This is a genomic window from Cronobacter muytjensii ATCC 51329 (assembly GCF_001277195.1).
GTDB lineage: Bacteria > Pseudomonadota > Gammaproteobacteria > Enterobacterales > Enterobacteriaceae > Cronobacter > Cronobacter muytjensii.
In genome coordinates, this window is sequence record NZ_CP012268.1 from 4008678 (window position 1) to 4022511 (window position 13834).

Genomic DNA, 13834 nt, shown 5'->3' on the forward strand with positions numbered 1-13834 from the left:
TCACTCTCCTGTGAGCTGGTATTTACTGTGTAACAGCGAGGCGAGACGCCCGGCATGCGTAAAGTGAGTCATATCCAGATCGGCGGGGTCGAACACAAAATCCAGCTCGCTCTCCAGTTCCGCCACCAGGATAACCACACCTATCGAATCCACGCCCAGCGACGCGAAGGGGGTCTGCGCGCCAAACGGCCCTTTATCAGGCAGCTGTAGCGCCAGTTTTTCCAGAATCACCGCCTCCAGCGCGGCGACAGATTGCTCAGACATCCTCTCTCCTTATGCGCCTGCCCGCGCCGTGGCGGTACGCTGACGCGCTTTACTCACCAGATACGCATTCTGAAACGCCGGCGGCGACAGCAGACGCCCGGTCAGATCGCGGTACTGGCGTTGCAGCATCGGATCCGCCAGAATCGCCTGATACAGCTGCTGCTGGCGGGCTTCATCTTTGGTTATCAGCGAATCGGCGATAATGCCGCGCGCGTGGGCCGGGAAATATCCGTTGAAACGCTGCGCGTAAGCCTTCAGCGCCGCCGGCAGGCTCGCCTGCTCGCCCAGCGATGCCGCAAGCATCGACGCCGCCTGGAGCGCAAAGCTGCATCCCACGCCGCTCATCGGGTCGAGCGAAAGCGCCGCGTCGCCGATAAAAGCGATATCCGCGTGCACCGGCTGGCGTACCAGGCTTGGGTAATCCTGATAACCGTAAACCGGCGTCTCAAAGCGCGCGTTACGCACGTCCGGCATCTGCGGCACGGTCGTGAAGTAGCGCAGCAACGCCTGTTCCGCGCCCTCCTCCTGCCAGCGTTTCGCCGTCTCTTTATCCACATAAGCCGACAGCAGCGTGCGCCCGCCCGTCAGCGGATAGAGAAACGCCATGCCGCCCGCGCTGTGGGCAAAAAGCGAGCGCCCCTGTGCCGGCGCTGCAATGCCCGAGCAATACGCGAAGAACGTCGCGCGCTGATTTTCATGCGCTACGGCCTCGTTACTCGTCAGTCGGGCGATGGCGGAGGTGCGGCCATCGGCCGCCACCAGCATCCGGCCTCTTAGCAACTGAGACTGCGCGTCTTTCTCAATGGTCAGCGTCCAGCCGTCCGGCGTGCGTTCAAGCGCCGTCACGCGCTCGCCAAATCCGCTCTCCACGCCCGCGTTTTCCGCCTGCTGGCGCAGCGCCGGGTCCAGCACCGAACGCTCAAGATTCAGCGCATAGCCCTCGCTCGCCGGGCCATAGCCGCCTTCCGGGTCGATATACCCGGCGGCGGTAATAAACGCCGCTTTGGTGCGCACGCTGTAAGGCGGGCTGGCAAGCGCCGCCATGTTGAGCTGCTCCAGCACCGGTATCGCGGCGGGCTGGATAAAATGGGTGCAGAGCTTTTTATAGCGCTGCGCGTCCGGCATTTTTTCGATAAGGCGCACCGTCATTCCCAACTGGCGCAGCAGGATGGCGCAGGCGCTTCCGCCCACGCCGCCGCCGACAATTAACACGTCATAAGTCATGGTCGGCTCCTTATACGGCGATCGGCTGGTCAAGAAGCGCGTCGGCCAGCACGCCTTCCATCGCGCGTTGCAGAATGTCGAGCCCGTCGCGCAGCTGCGCCTCGCTGATGGTCAGCGCGGGCATCAGTTTCACCACCTGGTCGCGGTCGCCTGCCCGTTCGATAATCATCTTCTGTTCAAAGCAGGCGCGCGACACGGCGCGGGCGTGTTCCGGCTGGTGGAACTCAATACCGTAAAACAGCCCGCGGCCACGGGTCGCTTTGATAAAGGGCGCGAAGCGCAGATGGATTTCCGCCAGCCACTGCTTCACCACGCTCTCAAGCTGAAATACGTGCTGGCTCAGCGCATCGTCGGCCCAGAAGGTGGTCAGCGCGGCGCGGGCGGTGACGAATGCCGTCGTGTTGCCGCGAAAGGTGCCGTTGTCTTCGCCAGGGCTCCACTGATCCAGCTCCGGTTTATAGAGCAGCAGCGAGAACGGCAGTCCATAGCCGCTTAACGATTTAGACAGGCAGACGATGTCCGGCTCGATACCTGCGAACTCAAAACTGAAAAACTCGCCGGTACGCCCACAGCCCGCCTGAATATCATCCACGATCAGCAAAATGTTGTGCCGCCGTGTCAGCTCGCGCAGCCGTTGCAGCCACCCGGCGGAGGCGACATTCACGCCCCCTTCGCCCTGAACGGTTTCCAGGATAACCGCCGCCGGCACGTCGAGCCCGGAGCTGTTATCCGTCAGCAGCCTTTCCAGATACGCGACAGAATCCAGACCATCGAGATAGCCCTCATACGGCAGACGAAAAACATGCGCGTCAGCCCACGGCTGGCGGTTATCGCGATTGCCGGTCAGTCCCAGCGCCGTTGACGACATCCCATGAAAGCCATTGGTAAACGCCACGATGGTGGCGCGCTCGCGGGTTTTGCGGGCAAGCTTGATGGCCGACTCCACCACGCTGGTGCCGGTCGGGGAGGTAAACTGCATCCGGTAATCCAGCGCGCGCGGCGTCAGGATCAGCCGGTTAAAGTCGAGGATAAACGCCATCTTGGCTTCGGAATGCAGATCCAGCGCGGCCTGAATGCCGTCATTGGCCACATATTCCAGCAGCGCCTGCTTCAGGGCGTTGGGGTTATGGCCGTAGTTCACCGCCCCGGCGCAGCTTAAAAAATCGAGCCAGGCGTTATTGTGCGCGTCATACAGATAGCTTCCGCTCGCGCGCTGAAACACCACCGGAAAGTTGCGGCAGTAGCTGCGCGCCGAGGACTCATGGCGGGCAAAAACATCGAAAAGCGTCTCATGCGTAGTCATATTTTTTACCGTTTCCAGAGAAAAAAGAGAAAGTCAGACCGGTACTTCCTGCTCCTGCAGCAGCGGCGAGAGCGACAGCCAGATATCCTTCGCACGCAGCGATAACAGGCTGAAAGATCCCGCATCGCCATAGCCGTGCGAGGATTCACACAGGCCGTTAAGGAACAGCGGCGGCAGCGCGCAACCGGGCCGGGAGCTCAGGCTGTAGTCGCGGTTGATTTTCAAAAAGCCGCTCTCCTGGGTTTCAATCATCGGGTAGAGCTCGCTTAACAGCGGTGGGCACAGCTCTTCGCTCTCGCCGTTGCCGAGATTGCGAAAACCGGTCGCCAGCACGACGCCGTCCAGGTCGCTTACGGTTTGCAGGCGGTGGGTATGGCTGTCGGTCAGATGCAGCGTGCAGCCCGACGCCATTTCGTGATAGCCGGTTATCTGTTGGTTAGCGAGGATCTGCACCCGTTGCTGGCCGGCGAGTTTGTCTTCATACAGGCCAACATAGAGCTGGTGAATAACGTCTTTATCCGCCGAGGAGTAGTTGGTGTAATGCAGATGACGGTTGATGTTTTGCTTCGCCGCCGCAGAGCTGGAGAAGTAGTAATCCACGAACTCCGGGAAATAGACATGTTCGCTAAACGGGCTGGTATCCTTCAGGCGAAACCCATAGCCGCGCTGAATATTAATAACCTCCACCTGCGGCCAGCTCTGGCGCAGATGCAGCAGGATTTCCACCGCGCTCTGGCTGCCGCCGACGACCGCAATCCGGCGCAGCGGACGACGCGCATTGAGCATCTCCAGGCTTTCCAGATACGAGGTCAGGTGGAAAACCCGCTCACGGCTGGCGTGGGTGAAGACTTCCGGGATAAGCGGCGTGCGGCCCGGCGCCACCACCAGCGCGCGGGCGCGCCATACGGCGCCGTCGGCGGTTTCCACCTGATAGCGCTGCGGCTCCACGCTTTTATCAAGGCTGATTCTGGTGACATTCTGCCCATATTTCACCTGATGCGAAAACGCCTGCGCCACCCAGGTGACATATTCCGCAAACTCCCGGCGCAGGGGGAATTCGAGCCCCAGGTTGAGATGCTCAAACAACCGGTTCTTCTCAAACAGAAAGTTGAGAAAGGTATAGCGGCTACGCGGGTTGCGCGGCGTCACCAGATCGCGCGCCGGATGATTCTGGATATCGCTGCCCGACAGCAGCATTTGCGGTTGCCAGCAGGGGCCGTCACGACGCTCCAGAAACAGGCATTTTCCTTTAAAGCCAAACTCTTCTAATGCAATCGCCAGCGCAATATTCGCCGGGCCAAAACCAATGCCGATAATATCGTATTCCGTTTCATTACCAGGAGTGTTCCCGGCATCATTCATTTGCGTGGTCATTTGCGCGCTCCATTAAATTGACCAGGAAATAATTTCTTCGCTGTGGCCGATATAATCCCAGTGGGAAATAAGATCTTCTTTAAACACCAGAACTTCAAAAATACGGCTCTGAAAAGCGACCTGCGTATTTTTATTGACATAGTTCGCGCGCACTTCAACGCAGACGCGATCGCCCTCTTCCATAATAATTTTTTTATCCAGCCGGTAATCGCCGAGCACCCGGTAGCGCGGCGTCAGGAATTCATTTAACGCCGCTTTGCCGTGCAGCGTTTCCAGCTGGTTATAATTCACCGTCACATCTTTCGTAAAACAGGACATAATGATTTCCATATCCAGCGTGCGGAATTTTTCGCACACCGCAGCAACCCGCTGAGCATTATTTGCGGACATAGCAACCCCGTCAGAATTAGTGATTAATTCCTGAAAAAAGCGTTATTTTTAATAAGGGGCGGAGAAGCGAGGCTTATCCGCCTTCAGGGTATTATCAGCAGCCGCAGCTTACCGGTGTGCCGTCGCGGCCCTGATGACCTTCAGTGGCGTAACCGTCGCGTTTCCACCAGTCCAGCCCGCCGATAAGCTCTTTCACCTGGAAACCCAGCGTCAGCAGCTTCATCGCGGTCTTGGTCGAGCCGTTACAGCCGATGCCGTCGCAATAGCAGATATACACTTTGGATTTATCCAGCTCGGTAGTGTTGTTAAAGCACAGCGCTTTATGCGGCAGGTTAATCGCGCCCGGAATATGCTCACGCTGGTACGCCTCTTCGCTACGACCATCCACGACCACGATATTTTCCCCGGCTTTCAGCGCGAGATAGAGATCCCATGAATCGGCTTCAAAGGAGAGTTTTTTCTGGTAATACGCCAGCTGTTCAAGGTTTGACATAGCTTTCTTACTCCGTTCGGTTGGTTAGCGCGTCTGCAATGACATCCACAGCACGCTGTGCGCTTGGTAGTTTCCCCGCGTACAGACAGAAATCATGCGGCATCGTGGGGTGGTGATAATGCGTTAGCGAACATCCCTGCTCGCGGGCCTGAGCGACAAACGCCAGGCCTTCATCCTTCAGAACGTCATATCCGGCGGTATGCACCGTACAGGAAGGCAACGCCCGGTATGCGAAGCCCGGGCTGAGCGGATCGAACCGCTGCTCGCCGCACCACGACAGCCAGTGGCGGGCGAACCCGCGCATTGTCTGCGCGTCCAGCAGATAGCCCTCGCCGAATTCGTCAAACGACGCGAAATTGTGGTGGCAAGCCAGCACCGGATAAATCAAATGCAGGCTGGAAAACGCGCCCGCGAACGGGCCGCTGGCGAACCAGAGCGCCAGCAGGCCGCCGACGCTGTCACCCACCAGCGCCGGACGGCGCTCAGGGGTTACCCACTCTGCCAGTTGCCTTTCCAGCGCGTCAACGCAATCCTGCATTGGCGTCTCCGGCGCTTTCGGGTAATCGAACGCATAAACCTCACGCCCGGTTTGCTGGCACAGCGCGCTTAAAAATGGCGCGAACGTCGCCGTCGAGTAATAGACCAGCCCGCCACCGTGGAGATAAAAAATCGGCTGCGGATTGCGCACCACCTCCGGATAAAAGCGCCGGACGCCCGCCTCCTCGCGCATGTCGCAGGCAAGCGGCGCGGAAAGGCCTGAAATCCAGCGCGCCACGCGCGCGCGGCCATAGTCGGTTTCGTTCGTCACGCGGGCGGACATCATCACATTGCGCACGGCCAGCAGGCTGGCGAAATCTTTTGCCAGCGGTTGCGTCTGCGTCATACCGCCTCCGTAACAGGCTGCCAGGCCATCAGCCCGCGGCGCGTCACGCGCCAGAGCCGGAAACTGGACGGGCGGCTTTCCCGCTGTTCGTCAAAGCGCAGCGGCCCCAGCACCGTCCGGGCAGGCAGTTCCGGGTAGCGCGCCGCGGTCTGCAACGCCGCCAGCGTTTCCCACAGATACGTTCCCGGCTCGCCGCCCCAGCGTCGCCGCCACGCCTGGCGGACGCGCCGCGCGGTTTCACCCGCAGGGTGTGGACAAATGCCCGCAATCAGAATGTCGTGCTGGTCGGGGTCGACGCCGTGCGCCAGCAGATCCGGCACCAGCGCCGTCGAGCCGGCGTCATCGGTGAGGATCAGCCTGCCCGGCAGGTCGGTATGCGCCCAGCGAATGGCATAGCGAACCGATGCCGCGTAACGCCCGGAGAAAATTCGGGTCGCGCCGTAGGGCGTCAGATCAAGACAGTCCGCCAGTTGCTCCGCGACGCTAATCCCGTGCAGCGAACCGTCATGCTCCGGCGGCGCGATCGCCCATTGCGCCTGCGCAATCAGCTCGCCCAGCCAGGCCACGTAATCCGCATCGTTGTCGCATAACCGCCAGGTGGTGGCGTTACGCGTCAGGTGACTGGCGGTCGCGGCCGGTAAAAACAGCGGCACGCCCTGGGCGGCGTATTGCGGCGCGGCGGCGTCAGCGGTCGAGGACGCAAAATGTCCGACGACCGCATCCGGCGCCCAGGCCAGCACCTCACGCGCCGCGCGTAGCGCGCCTTCCCGGCTGGCGCTATCGTCAAACAGCCGGAGCTGCACATCAGACCCCAGCAGGCTGTGACGCGCCAGGACTACCGCGCGTAAAAACGTGTGCGTATGGATGGAAAATTTCGGATCGAGACAGGCCACGCAGGCGATACGTTTCATGGGTAGAGTCGCTCCTTTATCCTTTCGCTGAAGCGGCGGGCGGCGGCGGGAATATATTTCGCGCCGCGCCCGGAAAAGCCGCAAAACAGCGCAATGGCCTCGCCTTTTTCAAGACGCATTTCCGGCAGCAAATCGTGGGTATACCCGTCATAACCTTCACGCCCGTCGACCACGCTTAACTCGCTGCCGGGCAGCAGGCGCTGCGTCAGCTTCTGGTGATAGCGCTGGTTCGCTTTGCTCCATTGCAGTTGCTCCGGCCTCGCGGCGTCATGCTGCGGCGCGCCGCCGACGAACGCGACGTCGCGGCCGTCAGGGCGAATATACCCGCCGCTGCGCTCATCCAGCAGGCAGACGCCGGGCGCGTCGCCCGTGGCGCTATACAGACTGCTGAGCGGAATGGTGCGGCTGAACACCGTGCTGTTCGCGGCGAGCGTGACGCTGCTGGCGCCCGCCGCCACTACCGCCAGCCGGGCGGTAAAGGTCTGGCTTCCCGCCGTTACGCTCGCGCCTTCCCGGGTCTGGCTGACCGCGCTGACGCTGGTGCCTTCCAGCACCTGAGCGCCCTGCTGGCGCGCCTCGGCGATAAACGCCTGACAGGCGAAGCGCGGATTCACATACCCGCCCAGCGGCTCCCATAAAATGATGTCGCCCGCGTCTGGCGTCAGCGCGGGCAGCATGTGCCGCGCGCGCGCCGGTTCGATAAGCGCCATCGGATAGTCGTCGCCGGAAAAATCTTCAATGGCGCTCCGGGCGTTATCGTGATGTTCCTCTTTCAGCAGATAGAGCACGCCGCAGCGGGTAAAGACGCCAGGCCAGCGCTGCGCCGTGCGCGCCCACTCCGCCACGCCGTCGCGGTTCATTTCCATCAGCACCGGATGCTGATCGTAAACGCGCACGATGCCGCGCGAGTGGGCCGTCGCGCCCCCTGCGCCCGGCGTGGTAGCGTCAAGCACCAGCACACGCAGGCCGAGACGGCTGGCGTTCGCCGCAAGCGCGCTGCCCGCAAGCCCCGCGCCGATGATGATGAGATCCCGCGTCGGGCTCATTAACGCGCCCCCGTGCCGGTTTCGCGATCCAGATACGCCCGCGCGCCCGCCTGGTTCCACCAGATGGTGAAGAAATGGAACGGCGCATCGCCATCGTTACGTACAAAATGGCTGCTGCCGCGCGGGATAAAAATCTGATCGCCTTTGGTAAACGGATACGCCCGGTCATCAATAATCACCGTGGCGTGCCCTTCGATACCGATAAACAGCTCATCTTCATCGGCGGGCTGATTCACATGACGCAGCGTTTCGGTCATGGGCCGCACGATGCAGTACCCGGAGCCTATCGGCGTGTTAACGCCCTCCCACGGAAAGGTGCGTATGCCGTCCAGCCCATATTCATAATGCAGCGTTTGCTCGCTAAAAAACTTCACCTGCGCGCCCGGCGCGGGCGTTGCCGCAGCGGCGAACGTTCCGGCGAGCGCGGTTAAATCGCCGACCGTCGCGAGCGTGCCGATCTCATCGACAAACTGTTCCAGCGACACCTGATAGGTTTCGGCAAGCGCCAGCAGAATATTGATGGTGGTGAGCGAGTCGACGCCCAGCGTGTAAAGCTCGGTATGCGCCTCCAGCGGAACGGCTGGCATGGCGGCGACGCTTGCGCGGATTGCCTGCTCAACGTGTTCAAAGGGGGATTGCTGATTCATAGCCCACTCCGTTTAACGGGATAAAAGTGTCGCCCTCCGGGCGCTGAAAATAGCGGCTCGGGGTTGCGTTCGCCGCGCTAAAAAGTTGATCGAGCAGGGTGCGTTCGTCGGTTTTACCCGTGGAGCTGAGGTTAACGTCATCCGCCCAGCCCCAGATGGTCGGCAGCATGTAATGCGGCAGCTCGCTTCGCAGGTACTCTTCGATATGCGGCAGCCGCGCCACGTTTTTGCCGGTCAGCACCACCGCGATGTGCGCTTTGCCGCGCACTTCCATCACGCGAACGGCGGCGCGCTCCACGCCAGCGCTTGAGAGGCATTTCTGGCGGATTTCGCCCAGGTGGATGCGTCGCCCGGCGATTTTGACCTCGTCGTCGCGTCGCCCGATATAGCGCACGTTGCCATCTGTCTGCATCAGACAGATGTCGCCGGTGCGGTAGTAACGCACGCCGTCGCGCACGAAAATGACCTTATCGGTTTCCTGAGGCTGCCCGAGATAGCCTTTCATCACCAGTGGCCCGCCGATGCACAGTTCGCCAGGCGTTTCCGGCGGCACAGGTTCGCCGTTATCGCCCAGCACCAGGCATTCGACATCCCGCAGTGGTTCACCGATGGGCCAACTGGTGACACGCTGGGGATCCGCCTGCGTGATGGTGTAACAGAGGCAGACGATCGTGGTTTCCGTCGGGCCGTAAGCATTGATGAGGCGAATACCCGGCAGGTTCTGCTTCCAGAGGTTAATGATTTTCGGATCGCAGACTTCCGCGCCGGTCATCACCATTTGCAGCGACGCGAAATGCGCAGCCGAAATCTGTTTTCCGCCTTCGGTAATCAGCGTCAGCAGCGTCGACACGGCAATCAGATGGGTTATCTGCTCGCGAGCGATCGCCGCGCGCATAACCGGCCCGGCGTGCAGGCTGGCGAACTGGTAAACATAAGCGCCCAGCGAGAGCGGCAGCAGCGTATCTTCGATGGATACGTCGAAGTGAAACGGCGACAAACTGAATACGCGCGAATCAGGCGTAAAACGCAGCACCTCGTTATGCGCGCGAAAATAGGTCTTCATGCTGCCGACGCTGATTTCGACGCCTTTCGGCTCGCCGGTCGAGCCGGAAGTAAAAATGATATAGGCCGTATCGTCATCATGCGGAACGGCGCAGGTGAGCGGCGGCGCCTGCCCGGTTTCGCAAACGGTCATCAGCGCCTCGCCGCTAAGCCAGGTACCGGTGTCCGCCAGCGGCGCACGGCTGAGCGAAAGCACGACGCGCCCGGAGAGACGCGCCAGCAGCTTGCGCAGGCGGTTTTCCGGCAGCTGACCATCAAGCGGCACATAGACGGCGCCAAGCTTCCAGCAGGCCGCGGCGATAACCGGCATCAGCGCGTGTTTCTGTGAAAGCACCGGCACTCTGCCGCCCGCGCTGACGCCCTGCGCCGCCAGCCAGTGGGCGAGACGTGTCGCCATCGCTTCCAGCTGGGCGAAGGTGTAGTGGCGCTTGCCGTCGTTAATCGCAAGCTTATCGGGGTGCAGGGCAACGCCGTAAGCGAACAGCTCGCCGGGCGCGTAGTCGCGCGTCTGCGCGGCATCCGCCTGATAAGCCCAGTAAGGGGAAACTGGCATCGTCTTAATGCTCTCCATGATAGTGAATAACGCGGCGCGGCAACGACGAGCGCTGGCCCTGCCGGGCATGGTTCAGTAGCGCCATCAGCCAGGGAAACTGCAAATCCTGCGGAACATGGCCGGCGCCGGTTATCTGAAACGTGTCGAAGGTCGTCAGCCGCTCGCGCAGCCAGCGCCTCGCCTGCGTGTTGGATACCACCGGGTCATCCGCGCCCTGAATCAGATAAACCGGCATCGGCAGATGGTGATAATCACGGCCGCGGGCGAAGGCTTCATCTTTGGCGGTGCGCCTGGCGTAATTAAGGAGCGCCCCGGCATCCTGCATCGGCACGCTCAGCGCGCCCGCCATCGACCGGCGCGGCAAACCGCGCAGCGCCGCCAGATAATCCGCGCCGTGCAGGCGCGAGGTGTCCGGGGCCGCCAGCAGTTTGCTGGCCATGACCGCGACTGACGGCGCGGTTTTCGGGTTGCCGAGCACCAGGCTGAACAGTTGCTGAAGTTTGTTCTCATACGCGCTGCCATCCTGCGGCGCGCTGGCGTCGCGAAGCGTCGGGCAGAGTAAAAACAGACCCTCGACGCGCTCACGCAGGCGGCGCGCCAGCTCCAGCGCGATACGTCCGCCATTGCACCAGCCGAGCAGCCAGGGCCGCGCGGGAAGCGTCAGGGCGGCGAGCTGTTCCGTGAGGATATCGGCGTACTCATGCACGTCCGCCTCGCTGCGCATCCCGCCCTCCAGCAGCGTACCGCACGGCAGCTCAGGCAGGATCAGCCGCCAGCCCTGCGGCTCCGCCACCAGCCGCTGCCATGCCTGGAGCGGAATTCCCAGCGCGCCGATTACCACCAGCGGCGTGCCCTGCTGCTTGCTGATGTACACCGCGCCGCGAGCCGTTTCATGGCGCTCAAACAGGGTTTCCAGCGCGTGCGGCAGGGAGAGGCTCGCGACGTCCGGCGCGGGTTTCAGCGTATTCAGCCCGGCGTCGGCCAGCAGCGCGTCGGCAAGGCCGTCCAGCAGCAGCGTAAACAGCGGCGTATCGGCAATCTCCTCGCCATGCGCCCCCTGAAGCGACATATGCAGGCGCGCGATGCTTTCCCTGCGCGTCGGCTCAGGCAGTTTGCGCGTGACCGGGCTGCGCGCCAGCAACGCCGCATCAATGGCGTCTGGCGACAGCGACAGGCGCAGGCGGCTTAACGCCTGCTCGTCACGGGCGGTCAGCTCCTCCAGCAGGTTGTCGATAAGCGACGCGCTTAGCTTTCCCATAATCCGACGCCCTTATTGAGATGAAACCGGCTTTTTGGCAGCGAGTGCGCGCCGATGGCCTGATAAAACCCGATGCCCGACAGATTGTCCGGCGGCGTCTGCCACTGGATCTGGCGGCAGCCGTTTTCTTCGGCGAACGCCGCAAGCGTTGCTAACAGCTTGCGGCCCCATCCCTGGCCGCGCATCGGCGCCTGTAAATAGAGACAATCCATATAGGCGAACGGCGCTGCCGACCAGGTGGAGTAATCGAGCGTGGCGGAGAGATAACCGCGCAACTGCTGCCCGTCGGCGACGACCCAGACATAAAGCCGCGCCGGTTCGCCGAACACCGCCTGCTGAAGCCGCTCCGCCTGGTTATCCGGCACATAGTCGAGCTTTTCGTAGGCGGCATGGTCGGCGCACAGCGCCACCAGCTGGGTTAAATCTTCCGGCTGCAACCGGCGAATCATCAGACCCATCCTTCATATCCTTGCGAAAGGTAGCGCTGTACGCCGGCCGGGCTGAGTTCTGCCTGCGCCATCGCCTCTTGGATCCAGAGATTGCGTTCGTGCCAGATAATCGCGAGTTCCCAGACGCAGGCGACGATGCGGCTGGCATCCAGCGGCTCAAGCCTGCCCTGCGGCGATATCGTGAAGACCTGGTGGCGCAACATATTGGCGTCGCACCAGCTGCTGACCAGCAGATAAACGCCGTCATTGGCAAAGTGAAAAATCGCAAACCCAATTTGATGATCGGTCGGCCAGCGGTCTTCGCTCAGCGCCTCGCGTAACAGCGCGCGTTGCCGCTCGCGTTCTGGCAGCGGCACCTCTGCCTGTTCCTGGCTTGCGATGCGGTAAATCTTGAGCCGCCGGGCGTCGAGCTCCAGCACGCCGTGAAACCCGGCGTTGCGCGGTTGATAGAGAAACGGGTTCATGCCGCAATGCTCCGCTTAACCGAATGCTGCATGCTCTGCGCAAGCCCCGGACAGAGCGGCGAAGCCATCTCCGCCAGCACTTCCCACGCCTGCGCCGATGTGGCGAACGCAGGCGTCGCCTGGATAAACGTTGCCAGTTCCAGCAGCGCCTCCGCCATTGCGGAAATGGAAAACGCGTTCAGCGTGGAAGCCTCAAGCCATTTAAGGCGCGCCGGATGGTCAAGCAGTTGCGCCTCCTGCGCAGGCGACAGCGAAGCGGTGAAAGGCGCCGCATCGGCGATATGCGTGGTCAGCGGCAGAAACTGCGTCTGATACCAGTGCTGGAAATCGGCGCGACTGAAGTTTTTCACTTCGGTTTCCGGGGCGTAGCGCGCGCAATAGAGGCGGATCGCATCGGCGGGATAAAGCCCTGTGAGATCTTTTATCCAGATGGCGTGACCACGGCTGGTGGAAAAATCCTCGCCATCCAGCTTCAGGAAACGGTTGGTCAGAAACGCGCCGGGACGCGGCCCGGTGTCATCGGCCAGCAGCTGACTGCTGTAGGCGACGGCATGGCTGTATGAGCAATCGAACCCCAGAAAGTGCACCAGCTCCGTCTGCGGCGACCACCATTCGGCAAAACTGCCGCGCGCCGGGTTTTCCTCAAGATAAGACATCACGCTCGCGCGGTAGCCCGCCATACCTAAAAACCAGGTATGGAGCGGGTAGTAATCGAGCGCGGCGACCGGCAGGCCCGCGTCGCCGGGGCGCGTGATGTGCCACTGCGCGCCGGTGTCGGCCAGCACCTCGTCAAGGAATTGCGTCAGGCAGGCGCGCTGCGGCCGCGGACGCAGCGCCGCGGCAACTGCCGGATAGTTTTGCCCGATATCCCAGACGTGTAGCTTCACGCGCACGGGCGTCATCGGCCCCTGACAGGACATACACGTCATGGTCTCTATCTGTTCGACATCCGGCACGCGGGCGCAGTGTTCGCACTGGCTGGTGTCAGACGAGGTGCCGCACCAGTTGCAGTTGGTGCGGCCAAAGCCTTCATAGCCATAGAGATCGCAGGCCGCGCAGTGGAAGGTTTTCGCCGGACGCAGCGATACCTGATGCGACACGCAGGCGGCGTAGTGCTCGCCGGAAAGCCGGTAAGCGCTGCTGTCGGCAGCCTGCATAAAGTGGTCGAGATGGATATCCGCAAGCTCAAGCGAGAGGCTCATGGCGCGGCGCATCAGCCGGCCATAGTCGAACGGCTGGCGCATCAGCACGCTGGTTTTGCGGGGTAAGTAACTTTGATAATCATCGCTGTAGCAGACAAATAAGACGTCATGCCCGCGGTCGCGCAGCGCTCTGCGCATCACATCCGCAGCCAGAAATGGCCCGGAAAGATGCCCCAGATGCAGATCGCCGTTCGGCGTAGGCGGGGTTATCGTCACAATATATTTCGCCATCGGGAATTACCCTGAATCCGTGATAAAGCAAGCCTGAACCCGTCGCCCGTTGACACCAGGCGACAACGTAATTACTGCTG

General features: G+C 61.6%; 15 protein-coding genes. All 15 read right to left on the reverse strand.

The features are described from left to right. Positions 1 to 264 (reverse strand): acyl carrier protein, encoded by a 264-nt coding sequence (locus tag AFK63_RS18320; protein WP_038866334.1) that lies wholly within the window; start codon positions 262 to 264, stop codon positions 1 to 3. A 9-nt stretch (positions 265 to 273) separates the two neighbouring features. Further along, positions 274 to 1488, reverse strand: a complete 1215-nt coding sequence (locus tag AFK63_RS18325) for an NAD(P)/FAD-dependent oxidoreductase (protein WP_038866335.1) — start codon at positions 1486 to 1488, stop codon at positions 274 to 276. Between the two features lie 10 nt (positions 1489 to 1498). Then, positions 1499 to 2791, reverse strand: a complete 1293-nt coding sequence (gene ectB / locus AFK63_RS18330; RefSeq protein WP_038866337.1) for a diaminobutyrate--2-oxoglutarate transaminase — start codon at positions 2789 to 2791, stop codon at positions 1499 to 1501. Positions 2792 to 2824: 33 nt separating this feature from the next. Then, the gene (locus AFK63_RS18335) at positions 2825 to 4165 is read right to left on the reverse strand and encodes a SidA/IucD/PvdA family monooxygenase (protein ID WP_038866339.1); all 1341 of its coding nucleotides are present in this window, start codon (positions 4163 to 4165) and stop codon (positions 2825 to 2827) included. A gap of 12 nt (positions 4166 to 4177) precedes the next feature. Further along, complete coding sequence (locus AFK63_RS18340) at positions 4178 to 4555, reverse strand: nuclear transport factor 2 family protein (protein WP_038866342.1); 378 nt, start codon at positions 4553 to 4555, stop codon at positions 4178 to 4180. Positions 4556 to 4649: 94 nt separating this feature from the next. Beyond that, on the reverse strand, positions 4650 to 5048 hold the full coding sequence (locus AFK63_RS18345; RefSeq protein WP_007732908.1) for a rhodanese-like domain-containing protein: 399 nt from the start codon (positions 5046 to 5048) through the stop codon (positions 4650 to 4652). A gap of 7 nt (positions 5049 to 5055) precedes the next feature. Beyond that, positions 5056 to 5931 carry an alpha/beta hydrolase fold domain-containing protein gene (locus AFK63_RS18350; RefSeq protein ID WP_038866345.1) on the reverse strand — a complete coding sequence of 292 codons (876 nt, stop codon included), beginning with the start codon at positions 5929 to 5931 and terminating at the stop codon, positions 5056 to 5058. After that, entirely contained in the window at positions 5928 to 6842 is a 915-nt protein-coding gene (locus AFK63_RS18355; protein WP_038866347.1) for an ABC transporter substrate-binding protein, read from the reverse strand. Before AFK63_RS18355 ends, AFK63_RS18350 begins: the two co-directional genes overlap by 4 nt. Further along, complete coding sequence (locus AFK63_RS18360; protein WP_038866349.1) at positions 6839 to 7888, reverse strand: NAD(P)/FAD-dependent oxidoreductase; 1050 nt, start codon at positions 7886 to 7888, stop codon at positions 6839 to 6841. Before AFK63_RS18360 ends, AFK63_RS18355 begins: the two co-directional genes overlap by 4 nt. Beyond that, the gene (locus AFK63_RS18365; RefSeq protein WP_050568189.1) at positions 7888 to 8535 is read right to left on the reverse strand and encodes a cupin domain-containing protein; all 648 of its coding nucleotides are present in this window, start codon (positions 8533 to 8535) and stop codon (positions 7888 to 7890) included. Before AFK63_RS18365 ends, AFK63_RS18360 begins: the two co-directional genes overlap by 1 nt. Then, a complete protein-coding gene (locus tag AFK63_RS18370) occupies positions 8513 to 10150 on the reverse strand; it encodes an amino acid adenylation domain-containing protein (protein ID WP_038866351.1) in 1638 nt (545 codons plus the stop codon). Before AFK63_RS18370 ends, AFK63_RS18365 begins: the two co-directional genes overlap by 23 nt. A 4-nt stretch (positions 10151 to 10154) precedes the next feature. Then, complete coding sequence (locus tag AFK63_RS18375; RefSeq protein ID WP_038866354.1) at positions 10155 to 11408, reverse strand: alpha/beta hydrolase; 1254 nt, start codon at positions 11406 to 11408, stop codon at positions 10155 to 10157. Next, positions 11396 to 11866: a GNAT family N-acetyltransferase gene (locus AFK63_RS18380; protein WP_038866356.1), complete on the reverse strand. Its 471-nt coding sequence runs from the start codon at positions 11864 to 11866 to the stop codon at positions 11396 to 11398. The genes AFK63_RS18375 and AFK63_RS18380 overlap by 13 nt, the downstream gene beginning before the upstream one ends. Beyond that, a complete protein-coding gene (locus AFK63_RS18385) occupies positions 11857 to 12321 on the reverse strand; it encodes a hypothetical protein (RefSeq protein ID WP_038866358.1) in 465 nt (154 codons plus the stop codon). Before AFK63_RS18385 ends, AFK63_RS18380 begins: the two co-directional genes overlap by 10 nt. After that, complete coding sequence (locus tag AFK63_RS18390) at positions 12318 to 13754, reverse strand: methionine--tRNA ligase (protein WP_038866362.1); 1437 nt, start codon at positions 13752 to 13754, stop codon at positions 12318 to 12320. Before AFK63_RS18390 ends, AFK63_RS18385 begins: the two co-directional genes overlap by 4 nt. Positions 13755 to 13834 lie beyond the last annotated feature (80 nt).

What these genes read in the sequence shown, in the direction of transcription:
- AFK63_RS18320 (WP_038866334.1), bottom strand. Translation starts at nt 264, where the DNA reads ATGTCTGAGCAATCTGTCGCCGCGCTGGAGGCGGTGATTCTGGAAAAA.
- AFK63_RS18325 (WP_038866335.1), bottom strand. Translation starts at nt 1,488, where the DNA reads ATGACTTATGACGTGTTAATTGTCGGCGGCGGCGTGGGCGGAAGCGCC.
- ectB (WP_038866337.1), bottom strand. Translation starts at nt 2,791, where the DNA reads ATGACTACGCATGAGACGCTTTTCGATGTTTTTGCCCGCCATGAGTCC.
- AFK63_RS18335 (WP_038866339.1), bottom strand. Translation starts at nt 4,165, where the DNA reads ATGACCACGCAAATGAATGATGCCGGGAACACTCCTGGTAATGAAACG.
- AFK63_RS18340 (WP_038866342.1), bottom strand. Translation starts at nt 4,555, where the DNA reads ATGTCCGCAAATAATGCTCAGCGGGTTGCTGCGGTGTGCGAAAAATTC.
- AFK63_RS18345 (WP_007732908.1), bottom strand. Translation starts at nt 5,048, where the DNA reads ATGTCAAACCTTGAACAGCTGGCGTATTACCAGAAAAAACTCTCCTTT.
- AFK63_RS18350 (WP_038866345.1), bottom strand. Translation starts at nt 5,931, where the DNA reads ATGACGCAGACGCAACCGCTGGCAAAAGATTTCGCCAGCCTGCTGGCC.
- AFK63_RS18355 (WP_038866347.1), bottom strand. Translation starts at nt 6,842, where the DNA reads ATGAAACGTATCGCCTGCGTGGCCTGTCTCGATCCGAAATTTTCCATC.
- AFK63_RS18360 (WP_038866349.1), bottom strand. Translation starts at nt 7,888, where the DNA reads ATGAGCCCGACGCGGGATCTCATCATCATCGGCGCGGGGCTTGCGGGC.
- AFK63_RS18365 (WP_050568189.1), bottom strand. Translation starts at nt 8,535, where the DNA reads ATGAATCAGCAATCCCCCTTTGAACACGTTGAGCAGGCAATCCGCGCA.
- AFK63_RS18370 (WP_038866351.1), bottom strand. Translation starts at nt 10,150, where the DNA reads ATGCCAGTTTCCCCTTACTGGGCTTATCAGGCGGATGCCGCGCAGACG.
- AFK63_RS18375 (WP_038866354.1), bottom strand. Translation starts at nt 11,408, where the DNA reads ATGGGAAAGCTAAGCGCGTCGCTTATCGACAACCTGCTGGAGGAGCTG.
- AFK63_RS18380 (WP_038866356.1), bottom strand. Translation starts at nt 11,866, where the DNA reads ATGGGTCTGATGATTCGCCGGTTGCAGCCGGAAGATTTAACCCAGCTG.
- AFK63_RS18385 (WP_038866358.1), bottom strand. Translation starts at nt 12,321, where the DNA reads ATGAACCCGTTTCTCTATCAACCGCGCAACGCCGGGTTTCACGGCGTG.
- AFK63_RS18390 (WP_038866362.1), bottom strand. Translation starts at nt 13,754, where the DNA reads ATGGCGAAATATATTGTGACGATAACCCCGCCTACGCCGAACGGCGAT.